This is a genomic window from Parasaccharibacter sp. TMW2.1890 (assembly GCF_023337645.1).
GTDB lineage: Bacteria > Pseudomonadota > Alphaproteobacteria > Acetobacterales > Acetobacteraceae > Bombella > Bombella apis.
The window spans coordinates 724,287-750,262 of sequence record NZ_NWUV01000001.1; the positions used below are offsets into that span (position 1 = coordinate 724,287).

Consider the following 25,976-nt stretch of genomic DNA (forward strand, 5'->3'; position numbering starts at 1 on the left):
CCCGACCAGCCCGTCCCGTCATCCAATCCCTACACCGGGAATCAGGCAGCTTTCTGCTTGGTGATATACTCGATGGCATCATTCACAGTAGCAATCTTCTCGGCGGCATCTTCCGGAATCTCGACGGAGAATGCTTCCTCGAAAGCCATGACCAGCTCGACCGTGTCCAGACTGTCAGCGCCCAGATCGTCGATGAAGGAAGCATCCGGCTTCACCTGGCTTTCTTCGACGCCCAAATGCTCGACGACGATCTTCTTCACCTTGTCAGCGATTTCGTTGCTCATCTGCCTTAAATCCTTGCTACCCCTACCGGGTGTTTCTAAGAAAAAAACCTGCCTGCCTGTCAGCTTCGGGACATCGGAATGCCCGGCAATGAAGCCATACTCTGAGCCTTTGCCAGGCCAAGCAGGCCGCGCTTAGCATGTTTTCCTGCAAACGCCAACTTTTTCAGACCATGGCCATCCCACCATTAACATGAAGCGTCGTGCCCGTCACCCATGCGGCCTCGTCCGAAGCAAGATAGACAACGGCTGCAGCAACATCCTCCGGGCGCCCCATACGGCCAAGCGGAATGTTACCCAGCAGCTTCTCCCGTACAGCTTCCGGCAGAACATCGGTCATCGCAGTCTCCACGAAGCCCGGTGCCACAACATTGACCGTCACACCACGGCGGCCTGCTTCCTGGGCCAGAGACTTGCTCATGCCCACCAGACCGGCCTTTGCAGCTGCATAATTGGCCTGCCCCGGATTGCCCGTTGTCCCCACAATGGAAGAAATGGAGATGATACGCCCGGTACGGCGCCGCTGCATCCCTTTCAGCGCAGCACGGGCCAGACGGAACGGACTTTCCAGATCGACTTTGAGCACCTGTGCCCAATCATCATCCTTCATCCGCACGGCCAACGTATCCCGTGTCAGCCCCGCATTGTTGACAAGAATATCCAGAGGCTGCCCTGCCACTTCCTCTGCACGGGCCACCAGAGCATCGGCCTGTGCATCATCCGACAGATTGGCCGTGACGACATGCACACGCTCACCACCCAGAGCCGCTGCCACATCCTGGAGGGCTCCCTCCCGTGTTCCGCTCAGCACGACAGTCGCACCACACTCATGCAGCTGACGGGCAATGGCCGCACCAATACCACCAGAAGCGCCAGTCACCAGAGCCAGCTTACCAGAAAGAGAAAACATCAGGACTACCCCCTTACAGGCTTTTCAGCATTGTTTCGATCTCTGCCGGAGTTCCAGCATGATCAGCCGCCAGATCAGGCACGATGCGACGCGCCAGCCCTGTCAGCACCTTCCCGGCACCCAGCTCATGCTGGCAGGTAACATCCTTGCCCGGCATGGAAAGTACAGTCTCCCGCCAGCGCACACGCCCGGTGATCTGCTGGCCCAGCAAGGTACGGATGTCATCAGGCTGAGAGACTGGTTCTGCCGTCACGTTGGCAATGACAGGAATGGCGGCAGGCCGGAACGCTGCCCCTGCCAGAGCCTCTTCCATCTCGGCGGCAGCCGGTGCCATCAGAGAAGAATGGAACGGGGCTGATACGGGCAGCTTCACCACACGGCGGATGCCTCTGTCCTTTGCCGCTGCCATGGCACGGTCCACCGCTGCCATATGCCCCGAAATGACGATCTGCCCACCACCATTGTCATTGGCGATTTCCAGAACATCACCTTCCGCACAGTCTGCACAGATCTCCTGCGCCACATCCGGCTCAACACCCAGAATGGCCGCCATGCCTCCCTGCCCTGCAGGCACGGCACGCTGCATCGCCTGGCCCCGCAAGCGGAGAAGGCGGGCACCCTCGGCAATCCCCATGACACCAGCTGCTGTCAGGGCAGCATATTCTCCCAGGGAATGGCCTGCCAGAAGCATGGCTTTCTCTTTCAGGGCAAAGCCCCCTTCATGTTCCAGCACCCGCACGGTCGCCATGGAAACTGCAAAAAGAGCCGGCTGGGTGTTCTCCGTTGCCGTCAGCTCGGCGGGATCCCCCTCAAAAATCAGCCGGGAAAGATTGGCCCCAAGAGCTTCATCCACCTCTTCAAACACGGCACGGGCAACAGGGAATGCCTTGTACAACTCCAGCCCCATCCCGACAGACTGGCTGCCCTGACCAGGAAACACAAACGCATGACGAGCCATGCAAACACCTCCAGCTTTCAGTTTATCAACGGTGATGACAAAAGAACGTCAGCGGGGAATCAACCGCCCGCGCTGCCATGATTCCGCAGCGTCTCCGGGGCCCATTCCATCAATGCTTACGGCGTAGTCAAGAGCGCTCATAACCTTGTTGCTCAGCATCATGATGGAGAGCTCATCCAGCATGTCTTCATCCACCTCCGCACGAAGCCCCTTGCGCAGAACAAGCCGGGCCGTCTGCACCTCGCCAGCAAGCAGGTCTCCATCAGGAAGACCCTCCAGCATCTCGACATGGAAAACGGCATGAGGCTGCCAGACAGCAACCAGAGGACAATCCCCTGCCTCTTCCGCCTGCTTCAACCGCGGGAAGACCTCTTCCGGCGCAACAACTTCAAGAGGGAGCTCCTTGAGGGCAGGACGCTGCTCAAAAGCTTTCTCCACAAACGGGCGTGCCTCGGCCGTGGTGAGAAGGGAGGTAAAGTCTGCAGCCTTCCAGCCAGCACCCTTCCCTGATTTTTTAAGGGCGGAAAACTGAAGTTCAGGATGATACAGGCTACCAATGGCTTCATGCCCATGAGACAGGATGACTTCATCCTGCGGGAACCATGCCGACACGAGAATATCGACCTCGCCATCGTCCAAAGCCTGTAAACGTTCATCCCGGCTCAGATCAGCATAGGCGACTTCCTCACCATTCGCCTCAATAACACGGGCCACGCCACTGGCACAGGCGGCATGCAACGCCGTGTAAAGATGACCAATAGTGAGATATGACATGAAACAGCCCCGCATGATGAAGAAACAGACCCGGGATAGCCATAGCCCGGCCGTTTGTGAAGCCCCGCCCCCATTTTTCCCTCAGGCAAGGGCTGGCTTCGCAGGACGATGGTCTGCTCCTGTTACCATATCTTGACCCGCTGCTCCGGCGGCAGATACAGCCTGTCTCCCGCTTTCACACCGAACACCTGATACCAGAGATCGATATTGTGAACCGGCATGTTCACCCGGCTGGCAGCTGGAGCATGCTCGTTGGAAAGAACCTGCCGTTTCAGGGCATCTGGCCTGTCCTTCTCACGCCAGACCTGCGCCCAGCCGAGAAACACTCTCTGGTCTCCCGTCCAACCATGAAGAGGTGCCTCCGTCCGACCATGAAGGCTGTCATGATAGGCCTGCACCGCCAGATTCAGCCCCCCAAGGTCAGCAATATTTTCCCCCATGGTCATCCTGCCATTCACATGCAGGCCGGGAAAAACTTCCTCGGCATCATACTGGGCCCCGAGTCTTTTCGCTCTTTCCTCAAAAGCCTGGGAAGACCGGCTGCTCCACCAGTCATGCAGGCGACCATGCTCATCATAATGACGGCCCTGATCATCAAAACCATGGCTCATCTCATGACCAATGACCCCGCCAATGCCGCCATAATTGACGGCCATATCACCCGTGGGGTCAAAGAACGGCGGCTGGAGAATGGCCGCAGGGAAAACGATCTCGTTCTTTACCGGGTCATTATAGGCATTCACTGTCTGAGGCGTCATGTCCCATTCGTCCCGGTCCACGGGACGGTCGAGCTGGTCCAGACGATGATGCCAGTTGAAAGCGATGCCACGTGAGGCATTGCCATAGACATCGCCCGGGCGAATATCCAGTGCGGAGTAATCCCACCATTTGTGGGGATAGCCCACCTGCATGGCAAAATGATCCAGCTTGACGAGCGCCGCCTGACGGGTCGGAGCATCCATCCATTCATTATGCTCCAGCCGCCAGCGGAAGGCCTTCTTCAGCTCCTGGACCAGCCCGGTGATCCGATCCTTCGCCTCAGGCGGGAAATAATGTCCTACATAGAGGCGCCCCAGCGCCCAGCCCATGGCCGTATTCGTAGCACGGACAGCACGCTTCCAGCGGTCGGGCTGGCGCTTCATGCCCATCAGAACCCGACCATTGAAATCAAAAGACGCATCTGAAAACTCACGAGAGAGATATGGCGCTGCATTGTCGGCCAGATGGAAAGACAGCCAGGCCTTGACCGTCCTCCCGTCAGCCCCGGCAATGATCCGGGCCATCTCCGCAATGGATTCCGGTTCACGCACATCGATCACACGCTCCATCAGACCTGCCTCTGGCACCCCCATGGTCCGCAGGTAAGTGACCCAATCCACATCGGGCGCCAGACCAACCAGCTCTTTTACCATCATCGGATTGAACATCTTCACGGGGTCCCGTGTCTGATCACGGGGAGTTTCCACCTTCGCCAGTGCCGTTTCCAGAGCCACAACAGCTGAGGCGTCATTGTCCGGATCAGGCCAGTCCAGCAGTTCCAACATTCTGGCAACATGAGCCCGGTAGGCATTTTTCTGCGGGGCCAGGGCAGGATTGCTGTAATAGCTGATGTCAGGCAGCCCAAGACCGCCACTGATGCCAATACTCATGCCCTGATCCAGCATCAGCATGTACTGTGTCGGATCCTTCTGGTTCTGTTCAATATCCAGAGCAAAAGGGCTGTACATGAGGGAGCTGGCCGAAAGACCGAACAGATGGGCCAAGGATGCCCTGTCATTCATGTCCCGTATCTGGCCCAGCTCCACCTCAAGCGGATCGCCACCTTTGGCATCAACAGTCTTCTGATCGAGAAAGCTGCTATAAAAGGTTGCCAGCTTGCTGCGTTCGTCTCCCACCTCCGCATACGGTAGCAAGGCCTCCAGAAGCGCTTTCTGCCTTACCTGAGACAGTTCAGCGAGAATATGGAAAGGCCCGTAACTGCTCATGTCGTCAGGAATCTTCAGCTGCCCGATATAATGGCCGTTGGCATAGGTAAAGAAATCCTGCCCTGGCGGAGTGGCCGGATCCATTCCTGCCTGATCAAACCCCCAGCCATTCCTGTAGGCCTGAGGCGTCTGGGTCTGTGCGTGGCCAGCTGCCCCTGCGGCAAGCCCGGCCCCGATCACCATGAGCATGCTGCACTGCTTCAGGACGGTACGGAATGATGGAATTTTCATGAAAACATCCATTGTTGAAAAAAGGGTATGAAACAGCTCAGGCCTGCTGAAGCTGACGGGCGAACGACCTCTGCTTCCAAGAGATCAGGGCATGCATCCCCTTCGCAAGCCACCGCTGCATGCGGGAATGGGGTGTCAGGCCCGATGTCTTCAAAATCATGGCCGTGACACGGTCCAGATGCTTCTGCTGGTAGAAGGACAGGGCCCGGGCCATGTAGGCAGCAATACAGTTCTTGTGATCATAAAAACGGAATTTCTCACTGTTCGTGATGTAAAAGGCTGTTGCAAGTTCGTCATCCTCACTTTCCATCACACGGCTCAGGGCAATCCGCAGACGGAACCAGCGCCCCAGCTTCTCACGTTCCAGATAACGATGCATGTTGTCATAAAACAGTTTGAAATGACGGTATTCATCAGCAGCGATCTGCTTGCAGACTGCCTTCAGAACGGGCTCATCCGTAGCGTCAGCCAGTGCCGTATAGAAAGAGGATGTTCCCGTTTCCACCATGCAGCGGGCAATCAGCTCCCCCGTACGAGACCCCCTGATGGATGAGGACACGTCCGTATCTATCCTGTAAGCGTCCCGATATCGCTCAAAAGCTTTGGCGTAATCCCAGTCCGGGTCTGCCAGCATGGCCCATTTCCCAAGGGCATCTCCATGCTGGACCTCTTCTTCCGCCCAGTTCTGTGCGGCATCCCGGAAACCGGAATCGTCATGGAAAACATTCCTGAGGTAACAGGTATAGTCCCGTGCATTCCGCTCCACCACAGAAGCTGCCTTCACGAGGGCAAGGATATCAGGGTTCACCTTCGTCGCGTCAAAGGCGGCCCAGTCCATCTGATCAATCTGCCAATGTTTCATAAAGACACCCTGAATTTTCCGAAATGACGTTAACCCTTCATGCATCTATCATACTTTTCGGATGGCATAGCGTCCATCTTTTGGGTAGGTGTATGCAGCCAACTCTGGAGACAAAAGCTAGATGACTGAACAGACCTGCCCCTCGCCTCAGAAGGTCACGCTCCGGCACGACTGGGCTCGCGAAGAAGCAGAAGCCCTTCTTGCGCTGCCCTTCCCGGAGCTGATCTTTCAGGCACAGCTGGCACACCGGCAATTTTTTGACCCCACAAAGGTACAGATATCAACCCTGCTCTCCATAAAGAGCGGCGGTTGCCCGGAAGACTGCTCCTACTGTCCGCAGAGCGCCCACCACGACAAGCGCATGGCCGCTGAGAAGCTCATGCCGCTGGAGCGTGTCATCGCCGATGCCAGACGCTCGAAGGCAGCCGGTGCCGGGCGGTTCTGCATGGGCGCTGCATGGCGTGCCCCGAAGGACCGTGACCTGGATGCTGTCTGCCGCATGGTTGAGGAGGTCAAGGCTCTCGGACTGGAGACCTGCCTGACCATAGGGATGCTCACGCCCAGCCAGTCTGCCCGCCTGAAAGAGGCCGGTCTGGACTATTACAATCATAATCTTGATACGTCAGAAGATTTCTACGGCAAGATCATCACCACACGGACCTATCAGGAACGTCTGGATACTCTGGCCAATGTGCGTGATGCCGGCATCAAGGTCTGCTGCGGCGGGATCATCGGCATGGGTGAAGACACGCAGGACCGTGCCGGCCTGCTGACGACACTGGCCAATCTGCCGACCCACCCGGAAAGTGTTCCCATCAACCTGCTCGTCCGCGTGGAGGGCACTCCGCTGGCTGATGAAGAGGCCGTGGATCCGATCACCTTCGCCCGCGTGATTGCAACAGCCCGCATCATGATGCCAGCCAGTCACGTCCGTCTGGCAGCGGGACGTGAAAACATGTCCGAATCAACACATGCGCTCTGTTTTCTGGCAGGAGCCAACTCCATTTTCTGGGGGGAAAAGCTGCTCACGACGCCCAATCCGGCACAGAACAGGGACACAGAGCTTCTGGCCATGCTGGGCATGAGCCCCATGATGCAGAAAACGGCAACAGCCTGATCTGACCCCACCATGGATGCGCTCCAGAACGGTTTCTGGCGCGCATCCACCTGACCAGACAGGCAGCGAGCTTACAGGCTGGTCTGCTGCTTCCGGGCACTATCCCTGAAACGCTGCATGACACGCCCAGCAGCCTGCTCCTTCCCCATGGCACGAAGAGCTTTGGCCTCCAGCAGCAGAGCCCGACGCATGGCTTCGTAATCCATGTCTTCCCTGCGTATTTTCACCAGCCCCTCGGCAGACTCTGCCGCTGGCTGCCAATCCCTGTTCAGGATCAGACGCAGGGTAAGAAGTTCTTTCAGGTTGGCCTGGTCCTTGTCATTCCTGCTGGGAGCAAGAGCGGTGATGGCTTCCTCCAGCCCAGCCCGATCAAACTGCGCAGCTGCTGCCAGACCACCCAACGCATAAGCGCTGAAACGTATCCGATCATCCGGACTGGTCCTGGCCAGCTTCGCCTCATCACCCGCATGCTGCCAATATGTCTGGGCATAAAAGACAGATGCCCGTACGAGATGCAGATCAGCCTGCCGTCCGCCAGTCCAGCCCCTCACCATCAATGCTTCAGACACCCGGCGTAATGTCTCCAGACTCGCCTGATAGTCTTTCAGACGCAGCTCGCTGGTAGCCAGGTTGAAACCGGCATCATGGATGGCCTGAACATCATCAATCAGAAACGCCCGCTCCAGAGCATCTGCGTAATGCTGCCTCGCCTGTTGGATATAGCCAAGACTGAACACACTGTCGGCAGCATCCATTCTTGTGGCGTAGCGCTGGTCTTCCCACTCACCGGGACCGCTGGAACAACCTGAGAGAAGCCCGGCGGAGAGGGAAAGAGAGATGATGAAATTGCAAAATTTCATGGTCTCACCTCACGGGCCGGGAGCCTGCGGTCAGGCCGGTGCCTGTTTTTGCCGCCACCACCGCCCAGCAACCACAAACCCCGCAGCTGATCACTCAGCTTGCGCAGGCTGTCTGCCGTAGCCTCAGCTTCAGCCAGAACGGCGGGAAGCTGCTCCGTGGCATCAGCCACATTACGGACGCTCCGCTGCACTTCCGGGCCGGAATCTTTCAACCCCTTGGTCAGGCCGTGCACATTCTGCATCACGCCATTGGCTTCATTCAGCGTAATCTGCAACTTCTGTTCCAGCGGCTGCACAGCCTCAATGGCCTTGTTCAATGAAACCAGGATCGTATTTACACGCTGGGCCGTTTCCTCATTGGTCAGCAGGGCACCAGCTGTCCCCTTACCTGCATGAAGGTCCACCATGATGTCCTTGGCCTGCTTCGTGATCTCTTCCACATTATCCATGGCAGGAAGCAATCTGGCCCGCAGATCTATCAGGGTCTGGACAATCATGTCCGCAGGGTTGGGTTCCACGCTGGTATTCAACACGGCATAGTCCCAGTTGAGCGGCTCTCCCTGCCCACGGGTGATTTCAATATATCCCGCACCCGCCACGACAAGGCGACGTTTGATGGTAGCAATGCTGTCACTGCGAATATAGCGCTCGAAATGGGGTTCGATCGTCCCTTCCGCATACATACGGCCTGATTCATTGAGGTCCAGCCGCCGGATTTCCCCTACACGGACCCCCATGACTTCAATGTCATTATTGACAGCCAACCCCGCCACACCACTTTCCGGCAGCACGAAATGGAGACGCCCTGCCGGTGTCAGCCACTGCTTGAGAAAACCGGCCTCGACCAGAACAGCTGTCAGGATGACAAGAGCCAGCAGAACAAGCAGCCCGACCCACTCATCCACGAAAGAGCTCCTGAACAGAGGAGCTGCCAGACCGGAACGCCGACGTAAACGTAAAGGACGCATCACATATCTCTCACTTTACGAGACCATTACTACCGAGGCGAAAACGCTGCATGCCGGGCCCGGCATAACCAGCCCAGGCGGAACGCTCCGAACCGATCCACACGACCGCACAGCCCCGCTCCCGTGCAGCTGTCAGTTCTGTCAGAAAAGCATTGTACAGCTCGACCGGTCCCCCAAGACTGATAGGATTTTCCAACAGAAGCAAGGACGGCCTGTTCATGAAGGTTCGCACATATTCCGAGCGTTTCCTGTCCAGCGGGGAGAGTTTTTCAGGCAGCTGCGTTGGCAGGCCGGGCATGCCGAATGACTGGGCCAGCTGGACGGCCTCCACCACCAGTCTGTCATAAGAGGCACGACTGTGATGCAGGCTAGGCCAGAGAATGTTCATATGCATCTCGTACAGGTCAATCCAGCCACTGTCCTCGGTAATGCGACCGATACGCCCCCGCAGTGCCTGCGCCCGTCTTTCATCCAGCTCCGCCCAGTTCAGCCCCATGCAGCTGACCGTTCCCTGTCCCCTGCCTGTCCTCGCATCCTGCCTGACGGGCAGAAGCCCTGCGCAGAAATCCGTAAACTGCGACGCCCTGAAACTGTCACGACACTCCACGAACACACATTCACCGGGTGCCAGTGCCAGATTGTATTTTACTGAAGGCAACCCTGTGGAATCAGACACCGGAACAGCATCATCCAGCTTCAGGACAAAACCATAATCCCCTTCTGAAAGAGTTGTGCCTTCCACCGTCAGAAGCTCCCCAGAATGACGTCGATCACCACATTGATGACCAGAATGGACATGATGCCACGCGCAAAGCCCCGTGGCATGAAGGTTGTCAGATTGTCCTCTGCCGTCACATCCATGCCAGACAGACAGCAGCACAGACCGACACAGGCCCCGCTCAGAAGAAATTTCAGAGGAATCCCGATATAATCACCCGGCTGCATGCTGTTGATCACATCGAAAATGAAAGACCAGATGGATGACGTGACGATCCCTTTCATCCAGCAGGCCACATACCCCATGCCCAAAGCGATGACGCTGAAAAAGGTACCCAGCGTGACCCCGCCCACCGTCGTCGCAATGGTTCGTGGCACGACAAGTGCCAGAAACGGATCAATACCCATGCCATTCAGGGTCTTGAGCCGCCCGCTGGTTGTCAGAGTGCCCATTTCCGTCAGCATCAACATGCCAGAACGTCCCAGAAGAATGACGCCGACGAGAATGGGCGCAATTTCCCGCAGCAGGACGCTGGAGAGAAGGCTTCCGGTCATCTGCGACATGCCAGCAAAACCCAGCCAGTAAACAGCCTGCGAAACCAGCCCCAACCCCGTGATGACGGCCACCACCACTACGCTGAAAAAACCGCTACCTACCAGCTGACGCAGATTGCGACGAAACTCGATGATGACCGTCCGACGCCATGAGCTGGGGTGCAGCATCTCATAGACGACCCCCCATGCAGCCCCGATCATGATGAGAAAGAACCGGGGCTGGGACCGGGCAAAACGGCCCAGCATGGCCAGGCCACTATTAATGACGGCAAAGCGCTCGGAGAAATTCATGATCCCCCTGCCGCCGTGTTCTCACTCCTGCCTGCCAGAATGTAGCTGTTGGAGATCCCATTGTTGGGCAGGAAAAACTCTCCCCTCAGACGGAACAGGAAAATGCCCTGCAGGGCCTGATAGGCTCGCTCTGAGACCTGTATCTGCCCCCCATCAGGAGCATTGTGGGCCAAGGCTTCTGCCATGGTGAGCCCCTCTCCCCACAGATTGAAGATGTCCCGTCTCTCCCCAAAATAGGCAACAAGGACAGGCCCGACGTCAATCCCGATACGGAACATGAGCTGCGTGTTCATCTGGGCAATGACCATCAGGCAGGCTTCCCTGATTCCGATGGCTGCCTCTGCAAGATGGACGGCCCCCTCCGCATCAACGTTCTGGGAACAGCTGCCCAGGAAAATGAACCGATTCCCCGCCACCTGGGCCGAAAACAGACCACGCTCCCTGGCAATGCCTTCGATCTTCCCGCCAAGTTCGGCCACCAGTTCCAGCATGGCCTGGGCAGCATCGCGGTTGGAAGAATAAGCCTCGGAAAATTCCAGAACCATGATGGGCACCGTCGGATACAGGCCGGGCATGGGCGGTGTCCTGTCGGTTTCCTCTTCCGGATGAATGAGAAAGCCCTCGACAATACGCATCTGGGGTCTGGGGGACCGGCCAGCAGAATCGGCCATGGTGACAGGCCCGCCCTGAGCCTGCGCCGCCTTTTTCTCTTCCTCCTGAACATGACCGAAACGGACAGCCAGAATCGAAGCGATCAGACCAATAACACGGTCCGCCTCACCCAGCTGGTAGGGGTCCTCCAGCATGATGGCGCCCACCGGCCGGTGCTCTTCCATCACAGGCATGAAGAAGAGATGTCTGGCTCCGATCATCCGCATGACCACACGCTGAAGGCTCTGGAAACGCTGATCCTCCTCCGCATCTGGCAGATCAACGGCATGGCCGCTCTCCAGACATTCAAAGACGCCAGAGTGACCGTTTCTGGTCAGCTCCATGCCCGAACCGTGAGCATCCCTGCCACGGTCGAACATGTCCTCACACAGCAGCCTGTCCCCATCAGCCAGCAGCCGCCAGATGCTGGCCCGGCGTGCTACGGCACGTTCGGCCAGAGCCTCGCAGAAATAAGGCTGTTCCTGCTCTGGATCGAGCAGACCTTCCATGTTGGTGATCTTCAGAAGGACCGCATTGTCTTCCTTCTTTTTTTCATCAAGCACATTCAGGCCGGTCTGCAACCGTTCAACCCGCCGTCCCTGATAGATCAGCCCCATGGCGAGAATCAGCGCCAGCCCGACAATCACAACAGAAAAATAAACCGCCTGTTTCTGCACGGCATGTGTAAAACTGGCAAAGTCACTTTCAGGCGCATTCAGCAGCAGCACCCACGACCTCTTGGCCAGCGGCATGGCAGAGGCAATGGTAACATAGTTCTGTCCCCTGGCATGGACCATGCCCGTACCATCTCCCATGACACGAAACACATTGAGCGCCCGGACGAACACCGGCTGTGTCTTGGGGTCCAGATGGACATTCTCCGCATCGAAACCTGGCTTGCCGACATCCAGCATGTTATGGCCCGCAATCACATGACCACTCAGATCCACGATCACAGCCTGTCCGCTCTTGCCGACCTTGAGGCTGTTCACGAAGCGTGTCAGCTGATTCAATGAAATGCTGATGGCAAAAACAACGTGCCGTCCATCCAGTGTCCTGAAGGCCATGGAGGCCGTGACGATGAACTGATGCGTCGAGAGATAAGGATAAGGGTCGGTCCAGAACAGGCGCCGGTCCGGTGTCCTGTCCTCAAACCGGAGAGCCCCCTTGTACCAGGGACGCAGCCGTGGATCATACCCTTCGGCAGAAAGCCTGTCCGTAGAGATGAAGCGGCCATCCTTGTCGGTGACCCTATGGCGGTAATAAGGGGCCCCGTCTTCTTCCTGAAGAGTCGTTTCCTCGTACTGCCCTTCCCGCCGGGCAGACATCCAGAAATGCCCCTGATCATCAGCCAGATAGAAACTGTCCACATGCGGAATGCCCCGCAGGACAGAGCGCCCCAACGACATGAAGGCACTGGCATTCGCCTTCATGTCATCACTGGCCAGCATTCCACTGGCCATGAAGGAAATACCCGTCGCCGGAGAGAGATAATGGCTGACTTCTTCCGTAATATAACGCTGCTGGCTTTTGAGCAGATTCCGCGAAAGGGTGATCGCCCCCTCCCGCATGGTCCTGTACGTGTAGAGCGTGACAACTCCGATGGTCATGATGACCAGGATCACGCCAAGGATTGGCCCTATGAACTGAAAAAGCTGCCAGCGCCGCCCTGTCGTATCAATGGCGGGATCTATGATCTCATCTGTCGGCAAGGCTCTAGAATCCCCCTCGGTCATCCGGTATCCCGAAATGATACCTTTTATGCCATGCTGGAATAGGGCGAAGGTCCCTTTTCTTTTGCCACCACTATCATGCGGACACTGATGAAGCGCAACCATCTTTCACGCCGTTCTGTCATTTCACTCACAGGAAATGAACGGACCAGCTTTCTGAACGGCCTCATAACCAATGATGTACAGGCCCTTTCACAAAACGGGACCGCATGGGCCGCCATGCTCAATGCTCAGGGACGCATACAGACGCTCTTCTTCCTATGGAAAACTGAAGAGGCTCTCCTTCTCGACCTCCCGGAGACTGAAACGGACTCCCTCCTGAAAACCCTGCGTCGCTTCAGACTGAGAGCAGACGTACACATGGAACGGATGGACGCCACCATCCTGACAGGAGCGCCGGAAACCCCACGGCCGGACGGGGCACTCATCCATGCTGCAGACCCCCGGCATCCAGCACTGGGCTGGCGGGCCATCATTCCAGGCTCTCCCGCCAATGATGAAGCCGTCCAGCAGAGAGAAGCCGACGCCCTGCTTGCCCGGCGCCTTCAAACCGGTATTCCGGGAGATGAGGATATCGTCCCCGGCCAGACACTGGTGCTGGAGGCCAACATGGACCACCTCCATGGCGTATCATGGACCAAAGGCTGCTACCTGGGGCAGGAGGTCACCGCCCGGACCCATTATCGGGGGCTCATCAAGAAACGGCTGCTGCCGGCACGGTCTACCGATGGCCAGCCCCTACCCGATGAGGGCGCTGTGACACTGGACGGACAGGAGGTCGGTGAGCTCAGGTCACATGCCGGTCAGCACGGGCTCGCCCTGCTGCACCGTCGGGCCTGGAACACCAGCGGGCTACAGCTGGACGGTCACCCCATCACGCTGGACTGGCCTGACTGGCTCCCCAGAGATACGGAACAGACCCAAGAAAAGGACTCCTAACATGCCTTGGCAGCCTATCACCGATCCTACCCTGACAACCCTGCTGGATGAAGTTCATTTCAACAGCCGGGGCCTCATCAGCGCCATCGCACAGGATGAAAACGGCGAAGTTCTCATGCTGGCCTGGATGAACCGGGAAGCCCTGGCCGAAACATTGGCAACAGGGCGGGTCTGCTACTATTCCCGCAGCCGGAACACACTCTGGCGCAAAGGAGAAAGCTCCGGGCAGGAACAGCACCTTCTTGCCGCCGCTCTGGACTGTGATGCGGACTGTCTGCTCCTGACCGTCCAGCAGAAAGGCGTTGCCTGCCATACGGGTCGCCGCAGCTGCTTTTATCAGTCCCTCACCCCTGCCGGCTGTGTAGAGCTGACCAGCCCGGCCATTGCTCCTGAAGAACTTTACAGCACGAAAAAATCATCCTGATACAGAAAAGCCCTTTCCGACCCGAAGGTGGAAAGGGCTTCAGCCACGCCATAATCATGAATGATCAGAGCAAGCCCTCGGCATGATGTTTGAGATGGTCCTGTATGAAACTCTGCACGAACCAATAAGAATGGTCATACCCCTCATGCCGCCGCAGTGTCAGGGACTGCCCAGCCGCCTTTGCCGCCTGTTCCAGCCGCTCCGGCTGCAAACGGGACAGGAATTCGTCATCCAGTCCCTGATCGACCAGCAGCGTGCCCGGATGGGTCATGCCGGCCTCCAGAAGAAGGCAAGGATCGTACTGCGCCCACTCGGCCTCGTGCCCGCCAAAATAGGCATCCGTCACCTTATGCCCCCAATCCACCTGCGAGGGTGAAGAAATGGGAGCAAAAGCTGACACAGTCTGCCACGCTCCAGCATCACCAAGCGCCACAGCCAGAGCCCCCATGCCTCCCATGGAATGACCCATGATTCCACGGCGTCCGGCCATGATGGGAAAATGCTCTTCCACCAGAGCAGGCAGCTCCCGGCGCACATAGGAGCCCATGCGATAATGGGCCGCCCATGGGTCTGTCGTGGCATCGACATAATAGCCGGCACCCGTGCCCAGATCATAGGCATCATCTTCCCCGGCCACGTCTGCACCCCGTGGGGATGTATCCGGCGCCACCAGGGCAAGGCCATGGTCCGCCGCATGACGGATGGCGTTGCTCTTGATGAGGAACGTCTCCTGCGTGCAGGTCAGGCCCGCCAGAACATGAATGGCAGGCACACGATCACCAGCAAGCGCCTTTGCCGGAAGGAAAATGCTGACACGGGCCGGTAACCCAAGTTCCTGCGACTGGTGGGAGAGGAAGTGTACCTCCCCTCCACAGCAGGGATGACGCTCAATCAGTGTGAATGGATTCCTGCCCATCATAGCCCGTAATTCACAATGTTGCGGATGCCTTCGCCACGCTCCATCATCTCGAAGCCCTGGTTGATGTCATCCAGTTTCATCTCATGGGTGATGAGATCATCAATGTTGATGCGCCCTTCCATGTACCAGTCCACGATCTTCGGAACGTCAGTCCGGCCACGGGCCCCCCCGAAGGCAGAGCCAATCCAGCGGCGACCTGTCACGAGCTGGAAAGGCCGCGTGCTGATTTCCTGCCCTGCACCGGCCACGCCAATCACGCAGGACACACCCCAGCCGCGATGGGCACTTTCCAGCGCCTGACGCATCAGGCTGACATTACCCACACACTCGAACGTATAGTCGGCGCCGCCCCCCGTCAGTTCGATGAGATGACCAACAAGATCACCATTCTCTCCCAGATCCTTGGGATTGACGAAATCCGTCATGCCGAATTTACGGGCAATGGCCTCACGCTCGGGATTGATGTCGACGCCGATGATGCGGTTTGCCCCGACCATTTTGGCTCCCTGAATGACATTCAGGCCGATTCCGCCCAGACCGAACACCGCCACGGTGGAGCCGGCCTCGACCTTGGCCGTGAACAGCACGGCACCAATGCCGGTCGTCACGCCGCAGCCGATGTAGCAGACCTTGTCGAACGGAGCATCAGAACGGATCTTTGCCAGGGCAATTTCCGGCATGACCGTGAAATTGGCGAATGTGGAACAGCCCATATAATGGTGGACCGGCTTTCCCTTGTAAGAGAACCGTGTCGTGCCATCCGGCATCAGGCCTCTGCCCTGCGTACTGCGGATGGACGTGCACAGGTTGGTCTTGCGGGAAAGGCATGACGGACACTCACGACATTCCGGGGTATAAAGGGGAATGACATGATCACCAGGCTTGAGGTGCTTCACCCCGGCACCGACCTCACGGACAATCCCGGCCCCCTCATGCCCCAGAATGGACGGAAACAGACCTTCAGGATCCTTGCCGGAAAGCGTGTATTTATCCGTATGACACAGCCCCGTGGCCATGATCTCCACCAGCACTTCCCCATCCCGGGGCCCTTCCAGCTGGACGGTATCAACAACCAGCGGTTTGCCTGCTTCAAGAGCGATTGCGGCGCGAACGTCCATTTTCATTACCCCTTATTAATTCTGTCTGTCGCTGTTTCTGCGGCCCGAATTGTGCCACAGAATGAACGGGCTTCAAGCCCTGACATATTCACCACTCGCCATGTGAGGAATCTGCCACCTTGATCATCAAACGCCGCTACGGACTTTCCATACTCTTCCGGGAGATACTCCCCCCTCTGGTCATCCTCACAGGATGGGACTGCGTGGTGGTCATCCTGTTCCAGATATTCCATCAGGAATGGATGGAACAGCCCGCCCTTCCCTTTTCTCTCATGGGGTCAGCCCTGGCCATTTTTCTGGGAATCCGCAACAACGCCGCCTATGCCCGCTGGTGGGAAGCCCGCACCCTGTGGGGCGCCATCACCAACAACTGCCGCTCTTTCGGGCGAGAACTGGAGTCCCTGCTCGGAGGGCAGCCCAGCCTGGCCCGGGCCATGGCAGCCTATCCCTATATCCTGAAATCCTCACTGAGCGGCAACGAGCCGGACAGCGCCATCCAGGGCCTGCTGGATGCGGACACCTACCGATTTGTCTTCTCCTGCACAAATCCGGCCAATGCCCTGCTTTACAGAATCGGCCAGAAGGTCCGTACCCTGGTTGAGGAACGGCACATAGACGGAGCCGTACATGGTACGGTGGACCGTATCCTCTCCGACCTCGCCAATGCCCAGGGCGGACTGGAACGCATCCGCAACACGCCCCTGCCCGTGCAGTACTCACTTTTGCCAAAAGTCATCACGCATCTCTTCTGCATCCTGCTGCCCCTGTCCGCCGTGCAGACCCTGGGCTGGATCACCCCGCTGGGCTCCAGCATCATTGGCGTGCTCTTCCAGATGCTGGACCGAAGCGGGCAGAACCTTCAGGAGCCTTTCAAGGTCAGCCCCCATTCCCTGCCCATGCTGACAATGAGCCGCACGATCGAGCGGGACCTGCTCCAGCCACTGGGCATGGAATATCACCCATTGCCACAGCCCCGCTTCGGGCAGATGCCATGACAGACACCCATGGAAGACCAGTTTCAGGTTCTGCAAGACATATTCCCGTTTTTCTGCTATCCTCCCCGCCATGAACAACAGCTTCAGAATGTCCCAGAAGGGTGGTGTTACTGACGAGATGGCCCGCGCCGCCGCCGAGCACACTGCCCGTCAGAAAGACCCAGAGCAGGAAAAGAATCCTTTCCGCGAGGGTGATGCCATCGTTTACGCCGCCCACGGCGTAGGCCGGGTTGACCGTATCGGTGAAGAAGAGATCGCCGACACGAAGATCGAAATGATCCAGATTTCTTTCCCCGGCAACCAGATGACACTGCGTATCCCGCTTGCCAAGGCCCGCAAATCCGGCCTGCGCAAGATCGCCACGCGCGAGATCGTGGACAAGGCCATGTCCGTCATCAAGGGCAAGCCGCATGTCAGCCGTGGCATGTGGGCCCGCCGCGCCGTGGCCTACCAGGAAAAGATCAACTCCGGTGATCTTGTCCAGATTGCGGAGGTTCTGCGTGACCTGCGCCGCAATGTGGACAGCCTTGACGGCAGCTTTTCCGAACGTAAACTTTTCGAAGCCGCTCAGGAACGTTTCGTCGCCGAGCTGGCTGTACTTGAGAACAAGGATCCGGCCAAGGTTCTTGAAGATCTGACCCAGACCATGAAGAACGCCTGATCCCTCATCCCCTCCCTCAGACCTGTCTCTCCGGGAGGGGTGCTTCCTCCAGAACCCTGACGGGAAAGGTTAGAGGTTATGTCCACAACTTCATCAAAGCGTTTTGCAGGGCAGAAGGTCCTGATTACCGGCGCCTCCCAGGGAATCGGTGAGGCTGCTGCGCAGTATTTCGCCAGACACGGGGCACAGGTAGCCATTAACGGACGCAAGGAAGACAAACTGCGGACCGTTCTGGAAACCCTCCCAAAAGTGGCTGGCGGCGAGCATGTCATCGCTGCCGGTGACATCTCCAGTGAAGAAGCTGTCGAAAGCGTTTTCCAAAAGAGCATTGAAGGCATGGGGGGCCTTGATATCCTCATCTGCAATGCAGGCTATCAGATTCCCTCTCCCTCCGAAGACGTGAAACTGGCCGATTTTGAAGGTGTCATGGCCGTGAACGTGACAGGCGTCATGCTCTGTTGCCGTGCGGCCCTGCGCTATTGGCTGAAAACCGGCGTGAAGGGGCGAACCGTTGTTAACTCCTCCGTCCACCAGCTGATCCCCAAGCCTCATTATCTGGGCTATTCAGCTTCCAAAGGTGCCGTGGGCAACATCGTCCGTACCCTGGCTCTGGAATATGCCTCCCGTGGAATACGGTTCAACATCGTCGCACCCGGCGCCATTGTTACGCCGATCAACGATGCCTGGGTGAACGATCCCAAGCAGTATGAAGCAGTTGCCAGCCACATCCCTATGAAACGTCCCGGCAACAGCGACGAAATCGCTACGGCCATGGGATTCCTTGCCTCTGAGGAAAGCAGCTACATCACGGGCCAGACACTCTATGTCGATGGTGGCCTGACCCTTTATGGAGATTTTGAACACAACTGGTCATCATAAGACCAGAGACGGCTCCGGCGCAGATGTTCCGCCGGGGCCATCTGCCTTTCACCTGTCATCCGATCCTGCTGGAACGGCCACGTCCTGCCGTTCAAAAGCGGCAGCGATCCTCAACTCAACTTCATCGCTGACATACGGAATGAACATCCTGACGCCAAAATCGCTGCGTCTGATGGTCGCTGTCGCATCAAAACCGACCGTATATTTCTTGTCGAGCATATTGACGCCCGCCCCAAGGAAATGAACACGCAGCGTTTCAGGATGCGTGATGCCGTGCAGTGTCAGGTTGCCCGATACGAGGGCGTCATTCGGTCCCGTCTGTTTGACACTGACAGAAACAAACTCAGCCTTGGGAAACTGGCCCGCCGCCAGCCATTCGCTCCCTTTCAGCTCCTCCATCAGTTTGCTGTTTGTCGTCAGGACAGAAGACACCGGCACGGAAACGGAAAGGCTGGAGGCTTCCGGCTGGCGGGGATCCAGCCGAAGCACACCAGAAGCCCCGGAGAAAAGCCCTTCAAACACGGAAAAACCGAAATGCAGCACGGTAAAGCTGACCTGCGTATGCTGGGGCTCGACCCTGTAATATCCCGGCTGGATCTGGGATGCATCCGTCACGACCTGTGCAGACGCCACTGCCGGAACCGAGCAGGAAAGAGCAATGGCCGTAAAAACAGACCGTAATGAGAAACGCATGGCAGGTCCTTCCCCTGTAAAAACGTGTGGCAGACTGAAGCCTCTGCCTCTTTTCTCTACAGGAGCAGGCTCTAATAATCTATCCCATAGGAGAGCCCGACGCTGGAGCCCGGATCATTCTCCGGAGTTGTAAAGCCTGTCACCTGTCCACCAGTGCCGACTGTCGTGTTCAGCTGCAACCGTTTTGTCAGATCAACCTTGACCTGCGCCTGCGCCCCCTTGCCGGACAGACCTTCCTTGGCACCGACATAGACACCCTTCATCACATATTTGCCTGCCTCCACACTGGCAGCCCCCTTGCCCACGCTGTTGCCCCCACCAATGGCCAGATGGTCCAGCCCCAGCGTACTGCGGACCTTGCCCATCGGGTCAAAAGCAGAGCCACCACCAATCTGCACGATCGCCAACCCCAGAGATGCCAGCTGAGTTGAAGAAAGAGAGTTTCTGTCCGTCCCGAAAAGCAGGATGGAGAGGACCTCATCACGCGGACGGCTCGGATTGGAGACAAAATCAATCTTCGGATCACTCGCATAACCACGCACGAGCAGGCTTGCCAGAGTCCCATTGGCGTTGCGGTCCGCTCTGAAATCGATTGTCGGATCAAGCCGGTGGGCCGCACCACCGCCAGTAAAGCCAACCTGCCCATGTGTGAAATTGAGATTGATCCCCGCCAGGTTGAAATTGCCCCTCTTCAGATTGATCCCGCCTGTCAGCAGGGGTGCCGTACTCACACCACCTATGTGCAGCTTGCCCTGCATCTCGGCAAACAGGCCATGCCCCCTGACGAACAGTCTGCCAGGAGAGATGAAATCAATATTCAGCCCCACGACCAGTTTCGGCTCCGGTCGGGGAGCCTCCCTGGCCTCTTCCGGCGTGATGATCTCCAGTTGCGGCACCGAAGCCGGCATGGAATCAGGCAGGGTGATCGAAGCCTCCGGCACCGTGATGTTACCCTCGACATCAAGCCTGGTCGTAGCCTGACCATGAATATGCAGATGACTGTTGATAAGCTCCGTCAACATGTCACTCTGTATCGGCTGGGCCTTCTCCATGAGGAACTCCAGGTCAACCGGCAGACCAGGCCGCAGGACACCCACCTGCCCCTTCATCCCCAATGTTCCCCGCCCCGCCCGGGCCGTGACATGATCCAGAACCAGCGTATCCCCATGAGCCATGAGCACGGCATCAATGGCCTGAAGATGCACCCCCTGAGCATAATGGTCGAACGAACCGCCATGCAGCTGCACACTCCCATCGATGCTGGGCTGCTTCATGGGACCTCTGATGCCAAGGTCGAGGCTCATCTGCCCACCGGCCGCCATGCCATCCGTCCCCAGAAACGCATTGGCAACCGACAGGACCAGCCGCCCTTTTGCAGCAAGGTCCATATCCCCTGCTGGCGACAGCGGCACACGGCCTGTCACCAGCAGGGCCATCGGCTCACCGGCACGCAGCTCCGTCCGCAGCTGGGCCTGTTTCCCATTCAGATCAGCCTGAACATGCAGTCGTCCCGCCGGGAAGGACGCCGTCGGCTCACTCATCAGGCGCAGGTCTGTCCCATCCAGCGTAATCCGGCCCGCTGGAGCTGCCAGACTGCCCTTCAATCTCGCTGAAGCAGCGAATTCACCTGCGGCATGAAGAGACGGAACAAATGGCTCTGCCAGGGCAGGTGTGACATGCTCCAGGCTGGCTTCAAGAGCCATCTCTGGCTTGAGACTACCATTCAGCATTACCCGTGCGGCAACACCATGAGGAGGCTGGACTTCAAGAGTCAGGTGGTCAACTGCCATGGTTGGCCCGTAATGCACAGTCACCGGCCGCAGGAGACGAAGGGTTTCACCTTTCAGAACAGCAGACAGTCTGCCCAGCTTCACGGCCTGCCCCGGAATGTCAGCCTGCGCCAGAAGCCCAAAACGGGCCGGAGCTTGCATGACATGCTCAAAAAGACCATCAGCCTGAATCCCCAAGGCTGTCTGTGGTCCTTTCACCCGCATCTTCAGGCTACCCGTCATGTCATTGACCTGCAGACCAGAAAGCTGGAAAGACATGTCCGCCACCGGGTCTTCCTGAAGATGCTGAAGCTCACCCTTCAGGCTCGCCATTTTCACGGCATAGCCATTCGTATGAAACTGGCCATCCAGCGCCAGAGTCAGGCGGTCAGGCGCTGGAGCTCCCGCAAGCCCTTTCTCCACCCCCGGTACCGTATGCAGACCCAGCTGGAGATGCCCGGCCATTGGCCGCCCCAGAAGACGGCTGAAACCATCCAGCCGGGCGATCCTCAACTCCACATCACCCCACGGGATGCGCTGCCCGGTCGGCAGAGCCAGGGCGGCCCGCCCCTGAAGATCCTTCCACGCCAGAGTATCAAGGTCGGCCACGACCTCGCCATCATCCTTGCGGGCAAACGTCATGTGCAGCTTCAGGGGCGCACGGTCCAGCGTACCCTGCATCTGCACTGTCCCCTGCGGCCGGGAGGGAAGATGGGCCAGGTCCAGATGGAGATCCACCGGCGCCATGGGCAGGGAAACACCAGGATGCACAACCCCCAGCATTCCTGCCAGATGGGCCTGTGTGGCAAGGTCCGTCACCGATCCTTCCACTCTGGTCTCCAGCGTGGCCTGCCCTCGCAGGGCCTCATGCAATGCGGACAGATCAGACAGGGCCAACCTGAGCGAGGCAGACACTACCTGCTGTGGGTCCAGCTGGCCTTTCCCTTCCAGCCGGAACGCTTTCCCTCCCAGAAAGAGCTGGTCCAGCTGGAGCAGACCCGCCCTGTCCCGCTTCGCCTGAAGACGCAAGGCTCCCTGATCTCCGATCAGGGCCACTGCCTGTGCCGGGCCTTCCTTCAGGCCAAAATGCCCCTCCAGACGGGCCGTCATGTTGCCCGGTGCCCCCAGAGGAACGCTGAAGGCCCCACCAGCATGGAACGATCCGGCCAGCTTCTGGCCGAGCAGAGCAGCAAGTTCCGGCAACCGACCCACATCCAGCTGCATGTGTCCGTCCAGAACCGAAGTCATCGTTCCCGTAACATTCAGCCGTACCGCATCATGTTCCAGATGCACCTCATAGGGCCTGTCCACCCGATAGGGCTGCACTGTTGCTGCAAGAACCAGCGGAGCCTCCGCCAGCATGGCTGGGGCTTTTCCAGGTACCCGGACACCATCAAAACGTGCGGACAGGGAAAGCCTGCTTTCCCTGTTCTGCCCTCTGATGACCTTCCTGAACGTCATGGCATCCCGTGCCAGAAGGGCCTGCAGGCCACCTCCCTGCCCATCAAGCTGGAGATGCAGATGCCCTGCCCCGGCCCCTGCTGCCATCAGATTCACGCCATCAAGCCGGATAGTGCCATGAGGGTCCAGCATGGCGCCATCCAGAGCGGCAGCCAGATCAAGCTTCTCCCACCCCATACCGGGCAGAACCGTCATGGGCGGCGCATGGACATCCAGTGTCAGGTCATTCTTCAGATGGACAAGGTCGAGACGACCTTTCAGCAGGGCCGTCAGGGGGCTGTCCTGCTGGGTAGCAGCCCGGACATCCAGCTTTACGGCCAGTGCCCTGTAAGGCCCATGCAGGGAGAGATCAACCGAAAGAGGATCAAACACAGCCAGCCCGCCCGGCGAGGCTGCAAATCCCTGAGCATCTTCATCATAATGCAGCTGGCCATGTGTCCTGTGCCGCCAGGTTTGCAGATCAACCAGAAGATGGGCCGGCCTGTCGAGACGCTCTGCCTTCACCCAGAGCCGTAGGGCCGGCATTTTCTTGAATGAAGGCATACGGGTCAGCGCACTGAGGCTTTCCAGCCGGGCCTTGCCTTCAATCTTCAGACTGGCCGCCTGCCCGAACACAGTCGGCCCGACTGTCAGCAGGGAAAGGCCCAGATGATCGACCCGCACCCCCCAGTCTGGCAGACCAGTTGAAGGTTTTTCCTGCGCCTTCGGGTCCGGTGGGAAAGCAGGATTGCGGACATAGGCCAGCTGCTCCGCAGAGAGGTGCCGCACATGGACCTGCTTGTGCAGCAGGGACAACAGGCCGAGCCGGAGGTCCGCATTCCGCCCTTCCAGCCATATGCCCTGCGGGTCCCGCAGAACCACATGAGACAGCGCCAGATGCCAGGGCAGAATCCCTTCCATCCCCTCGACCTGAACCATGCCGCCTGACCACTCTGGCAATTTCTGCTCCACGAACCGTTTTGCCGGTGGCAGATTGATACCCACCAGCAGCACGGCCACCAGCAGGCACACACATCCCAGAAAGACGACGGCGTAACGGAGAATCCTGCGTCCCAGCGCCAGCATCAGAAAGTCTCCCCAAGGCCCAGATAGAGTTCCCACTTGTCACCACGGTTCGGCCGGTTGATCGGCATGGCCACATCCACACGAACAGGGCCGATCGGCGTGAAGTACCGGACACCCCCGCCACAACCGACACGCAGTCTCCCATGACCAGGCATGGAATTGCCACTGACCTGGCCTGCATCCACAAAGGCCGCCAGACCGAAATTCTTTGGCAGACGCTGCCGGAACTCCACTGTCCCGGCATCCATGCTCGTCCCGCCTATGGCATATTTGGTCGTTCCATACTGAGGCCCGACCCCCTGATAGCGGAAACCACGGATGGACCCCGGCCCTCCCGCATACAGACGCTGATCCGGCGGAAGATTCCAGGTGGAAGCCCCCTGGATCGACCCTATCATGACACGCATGGCAATGACGCTGGAGCCGGGCCTGGTCAGCCCCAGACGGGCCAGATCGAAATAGGTGGAAGCCTGCATGTTCATGGGAATGAAGAACGAGGTCTTGTGCTCCAGGGAAACAGATGGCGTCACACCCAGCGAAACACGGAAACCATGCGTCGCCGGTTCAATGGGGCTTGAGCGATGCGTCCCGTCATAATCCAGCTTGATGGGAACAGAAGCAATGAAATACTCCGCCTTCCTGCCAAACTGGCGGATATGTTCCTGCTCCAGCGTCATGCCTACACTGCCAGAAAAATCCTTCCACAAGGGGCGTTCCACACGCCCCTGAACCAGAAAAGCCGTCTGCCGGTAGGAATAAAGAAGCTGACGTATGGCTTCGATCCGGAGGTCAAGCGACTGGCTGCGCTGAAGGAAATCCGGCTTCATGAAATCCACATACCCGTCATAGCCAAGGCCCTGCTGGGCTGTTCCACCCAGCCCCGTGGCCATGGCAGCAACACGCAGCTGCTCACCACGGCCCAGCAGGTTCCTGTGCAGCCATGAAACGCCGGCACGCCCGCCAAGATCGGTCGAATAACCGACATCACCTGTCAGACGGTGTCGTTTGCCTTCGCTGAAATCAAAATCGATTGGCAGCGCCCCCTCCACTCCAGGAGGCAGAGGCTGTTCCGCCATTTTCTTCCCAGCCGACTTTTTCCCACCAGGGGCAGGTTTCTGACTGGGTAGGGGCAATACCTTGTCCCCATTCTTCTGTATGACCGAAGCAAACAGCCCCGTACTCCCCAGATCGAGACGTGCCTGCTCCAGCACGGACGGCTGATACAGCTGCCCCTCCCTGAGCAACATGCGGCGTCGGACATAATCCGGCTTCACACGCTCCAGCCCCTTCAGCGTCATGGGGCCAATGACCAGTTTGGGGCCCCGCTTCATCCTGATCTGCACATCGATCTGCTTCCGCTCCGGATGCAGGATGGCCTGAGGCGCCTGCACGTCGGAAAGCCCGTAGCCTTCTTCCTGAAGATATGTCAGCAGGCGGCCCTGTATGGCCAGCACATCCTCTGCAACAGCAGGGGCTCCCTCCTTCAGCCCTAGGCTGCTGCGCTCCCCCTCCGAGAGAGAAAGAACCTGCCGTACGGAAGGCTGGTCCGCCTTTTCCTGTTTCCCATCCGCAGCCTTGCCAGCCGCCCCCTGGCCATCACCATCTTCCCCGACAATGATGATCCGCCCAACCGTGAACTGCTCCCCCAATACAGCTCCCAGATGGATCGTGACCGCCTCTCCCGGCTGCACGGACGCCAGAAAACCAGCCAGATCCGGCGCACGGCCATCCACGGTTCTGCCGCCGGCCTCCACACTGATCCTCACATGCCCGCCATAATAACCACGCGACTGCAACGCCCCCTGCACCCGCTCATAATCAGCCCTTATCCGGCCAGCGAGAGCATATGGACCAACACTGCGTGTAGCCTGAAGACTGACCAGCTGGGACGCTGCCGCCATGCCATCCGTGACGGCCTTGTCATCAACCGGTTCAATCTTTGTCGTGTAAGGCAGGGCGTGCCGCACCAGTTCGTGCACGACAGGCATGCTGTCCTCACCCCATACCGGCATGGTCTCCCACCCCAGCACCAACACACACAACAGTAGCGTTGCAATACGCTCCGACCGTTTCCCCATCCTGCCTGCCAAATGATGACTCGTCATTTTTCCCGCTGATTCAACCAGTTCCGGCATATATTCCAGAACACTGGCTGTTCCG

At 58.2% G+C, this 25,976-nt stretch carries 22 protein-coding genes; 6 read left to right on the forward strand and 16 right to left on the reverse strand.

Annotated elements, in window-relative coordinates:
• Positions 1 to 41: 41 nt before the first annotated feature.
• From CPA54_RS03185 to CPA54_RS03210, 6 genes are all read right to left on the reverse strand, one after another.
• Complete coding sequence (locus CPA54_RS03185; RefSeq protein ID WP_043560073.1) at positions 42 to 284, reverse strand: acyl carrier protein; 243 nt, start codon at positions 282 to 284, stop codon at positions 42 to 44.
• 163 nt (positions 285 to 447) lie between these two features.
• Positions 448 to 1,191, reverse strand: a complete 744-nt coding sequence (gene fabG, locus CPA54_RS03190) for a 3-oxoacyl-[acyl-carrier-protein] reductase (protein WP_043560072.1) — start codon at positions 1,189 to 1,191, stop codon at positions 448 to 450.
• A 13-nt stretch (positions 1,192 to 1,204) separates the two neighbouring features.
• A complete protein-coding gene (gene fabD / locus CPA54_RS03195; protein ID WP_103765550.1) occupies positions 1,205 to 2,149 on the reverse strand; it encodes an ACP S-malonyltransferase in 945 nt (314 codons plus the stop codon).
• A 48-nt stretch (positions 2,150 to 2,197) separates the two neighbouring features.
• The gene (locus CPA54_RS03200) at positions 2,198 to 2,923 is read right to left on the reverse strand and encodes a glycine betaine ABC transporter substrate-binding protein (RefSeq protein ID WP_043560070.1); all 726 of its coding nucleotides are present in this window, start codon (positions 2,921 to 2,923) and stop codon (positions 2,198 to 2,200) included.
• Positions 2,924 to 3,045: 122 nt separating this feature from the next.
• Positions 3,046 to 5,139 carry a M13 family metallopeptidase gene (locus CPA54_RS03205; protein WP_249085516.1) on the reverse strand — a complete coding sequence of 698 codons (2,094 nt, stop codon included), beginning with the start codon at positions 5,137 to 5,139 and terminating at the stop codon, positions 3,046 to 3,048.
• 37 nt (positions 5,140 to 5,176) lie between these two features.
• Entirely contained in the window at positions 5,177 to 6,001 is an 825-nt protein-coding gene (locus CPA54_RS03210) for an acyl-ACP desaturase (RefSeq protein ID WP_043561201.1), read from the reverse strand.
• A 121-nt stretch (positions 6,002 to 6,122) separates the two neighbouring features.
• Here CPA54_RS03210 and bioB point away from each other — a divergent pair, with 121 nt between their 5' ends.
• On the forward strand, positions 6,123 to 7,118 hold the full coding sequence (bioB, locus tag CPA54_RS03215) for a biotin synthase BioB (RefSeq protein WP_249085517.1): 996 nt from the start codon (positions 6,123 to 6,125) through the stop codon (positions 7,116 to 7,118).
• A 71-nt stretch (positions 7,119 to 7,189) separates the two neighbouring features.
• Here bioB and CPA54_RS03220 read toward each other — a convergent pair whose 3' ends face one another.
• Genes CPA54_RS03220 through CPA54_RS03240 form a run of 5 tightly spaced genes read right to left on the reverse strand, consistent with a single transcriptional unit; the run spans position 7,190 to position 12,896 of the window.
• A complete protein-coding gene (locus CPA54_RS03220) occupies positions 7,190 to 7,978 on the reverse strand; it encodes a hypothetical protein (RefSeq protein WP_249085518.1) in 789 nt (262 codons plus the stop codon).
• Positions 7,975 to 8,946: an MlaD family protein gene (locus CPA54_RS03225; protein WP_043560066.1), complete on the reverse strand. Its 972-nt coding sequence runs from the start codon at positions 8,944 to 8,946 to the stop codon at positions 7,975 to 7,977. Before CPA54_RS03225 ends, CPA54_RS03220 begins: the two co-directional genes overlap by 4 nt.
• Before the next feature lie 10 nt (positions 8,947 to 8,956).
• Positions 8,957 to 9,688, reverse strand: coding sequence for an ABC transporter ATP-binding protein (locus CPA54_RS03230; RefSeq protein ID WP_081563177.1), 732 nt, complete (start codon positions 9,686 to 9,688; stop codon positions 8,957 to 8,959).
• A gap of 2 nt (positions 9,689 to 9,690) precedes the next feature.
• Complete coding sequence (locus CPA54_RS03235; RefSeq protein WP_154981426.1) at positions 9,691 to 10,509, reverse strand: ABC transporter permease; 819 nt, start codon at positions 10,507 to 10,509, stop codon at positions 9,691 to 9,693.
• Positions 10,506 to 12,896: a cache domain-containing protein gene (locus CPA54_RS03240; RefSeq protein ID WP_227449700.1), complete on the reverse strand. Its 2,391-nt coding sequence runs from the start codon at positions 12,894 to 12,896 to the stop codon at positions 10,506 to 10,508. Before CPA54_RS03240 ends, CPA54_RS03235 begins: the two co-directional genes overlap by 4 nt.
• A gap of 87 nt (positions 12,897 to 12,983) precedes the next feature.
• On the opposite strand from CPA54_RS03240, the gene CPA54_RS03245 reads away from it, so the two are divergent.
• Entirely contained in the window at positions 12,984 to 13,832 is an 849-nt protein-coding gene (locus CPA54_RS03245; protein WP_249085519.1) for a folate-binding protein YgfZ, read from the forward strand.
• Between the two features lies 1 nt (position 13,833).
• Entirely contained in the window at positions 13,834 to 14,256 is a 423-nt protein-coding gene (hisI, locus tag CPA54_RS03250; RefSeq protein ID WP_081563179.1) for a phosphoribosyl-AMP cyclohydrolase, read from the forward strand.
• Positions 14,257 to 14,320: 64 nt separating this feature from the next.
• Here hisI and fghA read toward each other — a convergent pair whose 3' ends face one another.
• Positions 14,321 to 15,172, reverse strand: coding sequence for an S-formylglutathione hydrolase (fghA, locus tag CPA54_RS03255; RefSeq protein ID WP_373364567.1), 852 nt, complete (start codon positions 15,170 to 15,172; stop codon positions 14,321 to 14,323).
• A complete protein-coding gene (locus tag CPA54_RS03260; protein WP_081563478.1) occupies positions 15,172 to 16,293 on the reverse strand; it encodes an S-(hydroxymethyl)glutathione dehydrogenase/class III alcohol dehydrogenase in 1,122 nt (373 codons plus the stop codon). The genes fghA and CPA54_RS03260 overlap by 1 nt, the downstream gene beginning before the upstream one ends.
• Positions 16,294 to 16,412: 119 nt before the next feature.
• On the opposite strand from CPA54_RS03260, the gene CPA54_RS03265 reads away from it, so the two are divergent.
• From CPA54_RS03265 to CPA54_RS03275, 3 genes are all read left to right on the forward strand, one after another.
• Positions 16,413 to 17,288: a bestrophin family protein gene (locus CPA54_RS03265; RefSeq protein ID WP_086431419.1), complete on the forward strand. Its 876-nt coding sequence runs from the start codon at positions 16,413 to 16,415 to the stop codon at positions 17,286 to 17,288.
• A gap of 88 nt (positions 17,289 to 17,376) precedes the next feature.
• Positions 17,377 to 17,949 carry a CarD family transcriptional regulator gene (locus CPA54_RS03270; RefSeq protein ID WP_227431438.1) on the forward strand — a complete coding sequence of 191 codons (573 nt, stop codon included), beginning with the start codon at positions 17,377 to 17,379 and terminating at the stop codon, positions 17,947 to 17,949.
• A 78-nt stretch (positions 17,950 to 18,027) separates the two neighbouring features.
• Positions 18,028 to 18,828 (forward strand): SDR family NAD(P)-dependent oxidoreductase, encoded by an 801-nt coding sequence (locus CPA54_RS03275; RefSeq protein ID WP_081563181.1) that lies wholly within the window; start codon positions 18,028 to 18,030, stop codon positions 18,826 to 18,828.
• 48 nt (positions 18,829 to 18,876) lie between these two features.
• Here CPA54_RS03275 and CPA54_RS03280 read toward each other — a convergent pair whose 3' ends face one another.
• The 3 genes from CPA54_RS03280 to CPA54_RS03290 form a co-directional block, all read right to left on the reverse strand.
• Complete coding sequence (locus tag CPA54_RS03280) at positions 18,877 to 19,521, reverse strand: YceI family protein (RefSeq protein WP_043560048.1); 645 nt, start codon at positions 19,519 to 19,521, stop codon at positions 18,877 to 18,879.
• Between the two features lie 71 nt (positions 19,522 to 19,592).
• Entirely contained in the window at positions 19,593 to 23,816 is a 4,224-nt protein-coding gene (locus CPA54_RS03285) for a translocation/assembly module TamB domain-containing protein (protein WP_249085520.1), read from the reverse strand.
• A complete protein-coding gene (locus CPA54_RS03290) occupies positions 23,816 to 25,921 on the reverse strand; it encodes an autotransporter assembly complex family protein (RefSeq protein ID WP_249085521.1) in 2,106 nt (701 codons plus the stop codon). Before CPA54_RS03290 ends, CPA54_RS03285 begins: the two co-directional genes overlap by 1 nt.
• Positions 25,922 to 25,976: the final 55 nt, after the last annotated feature.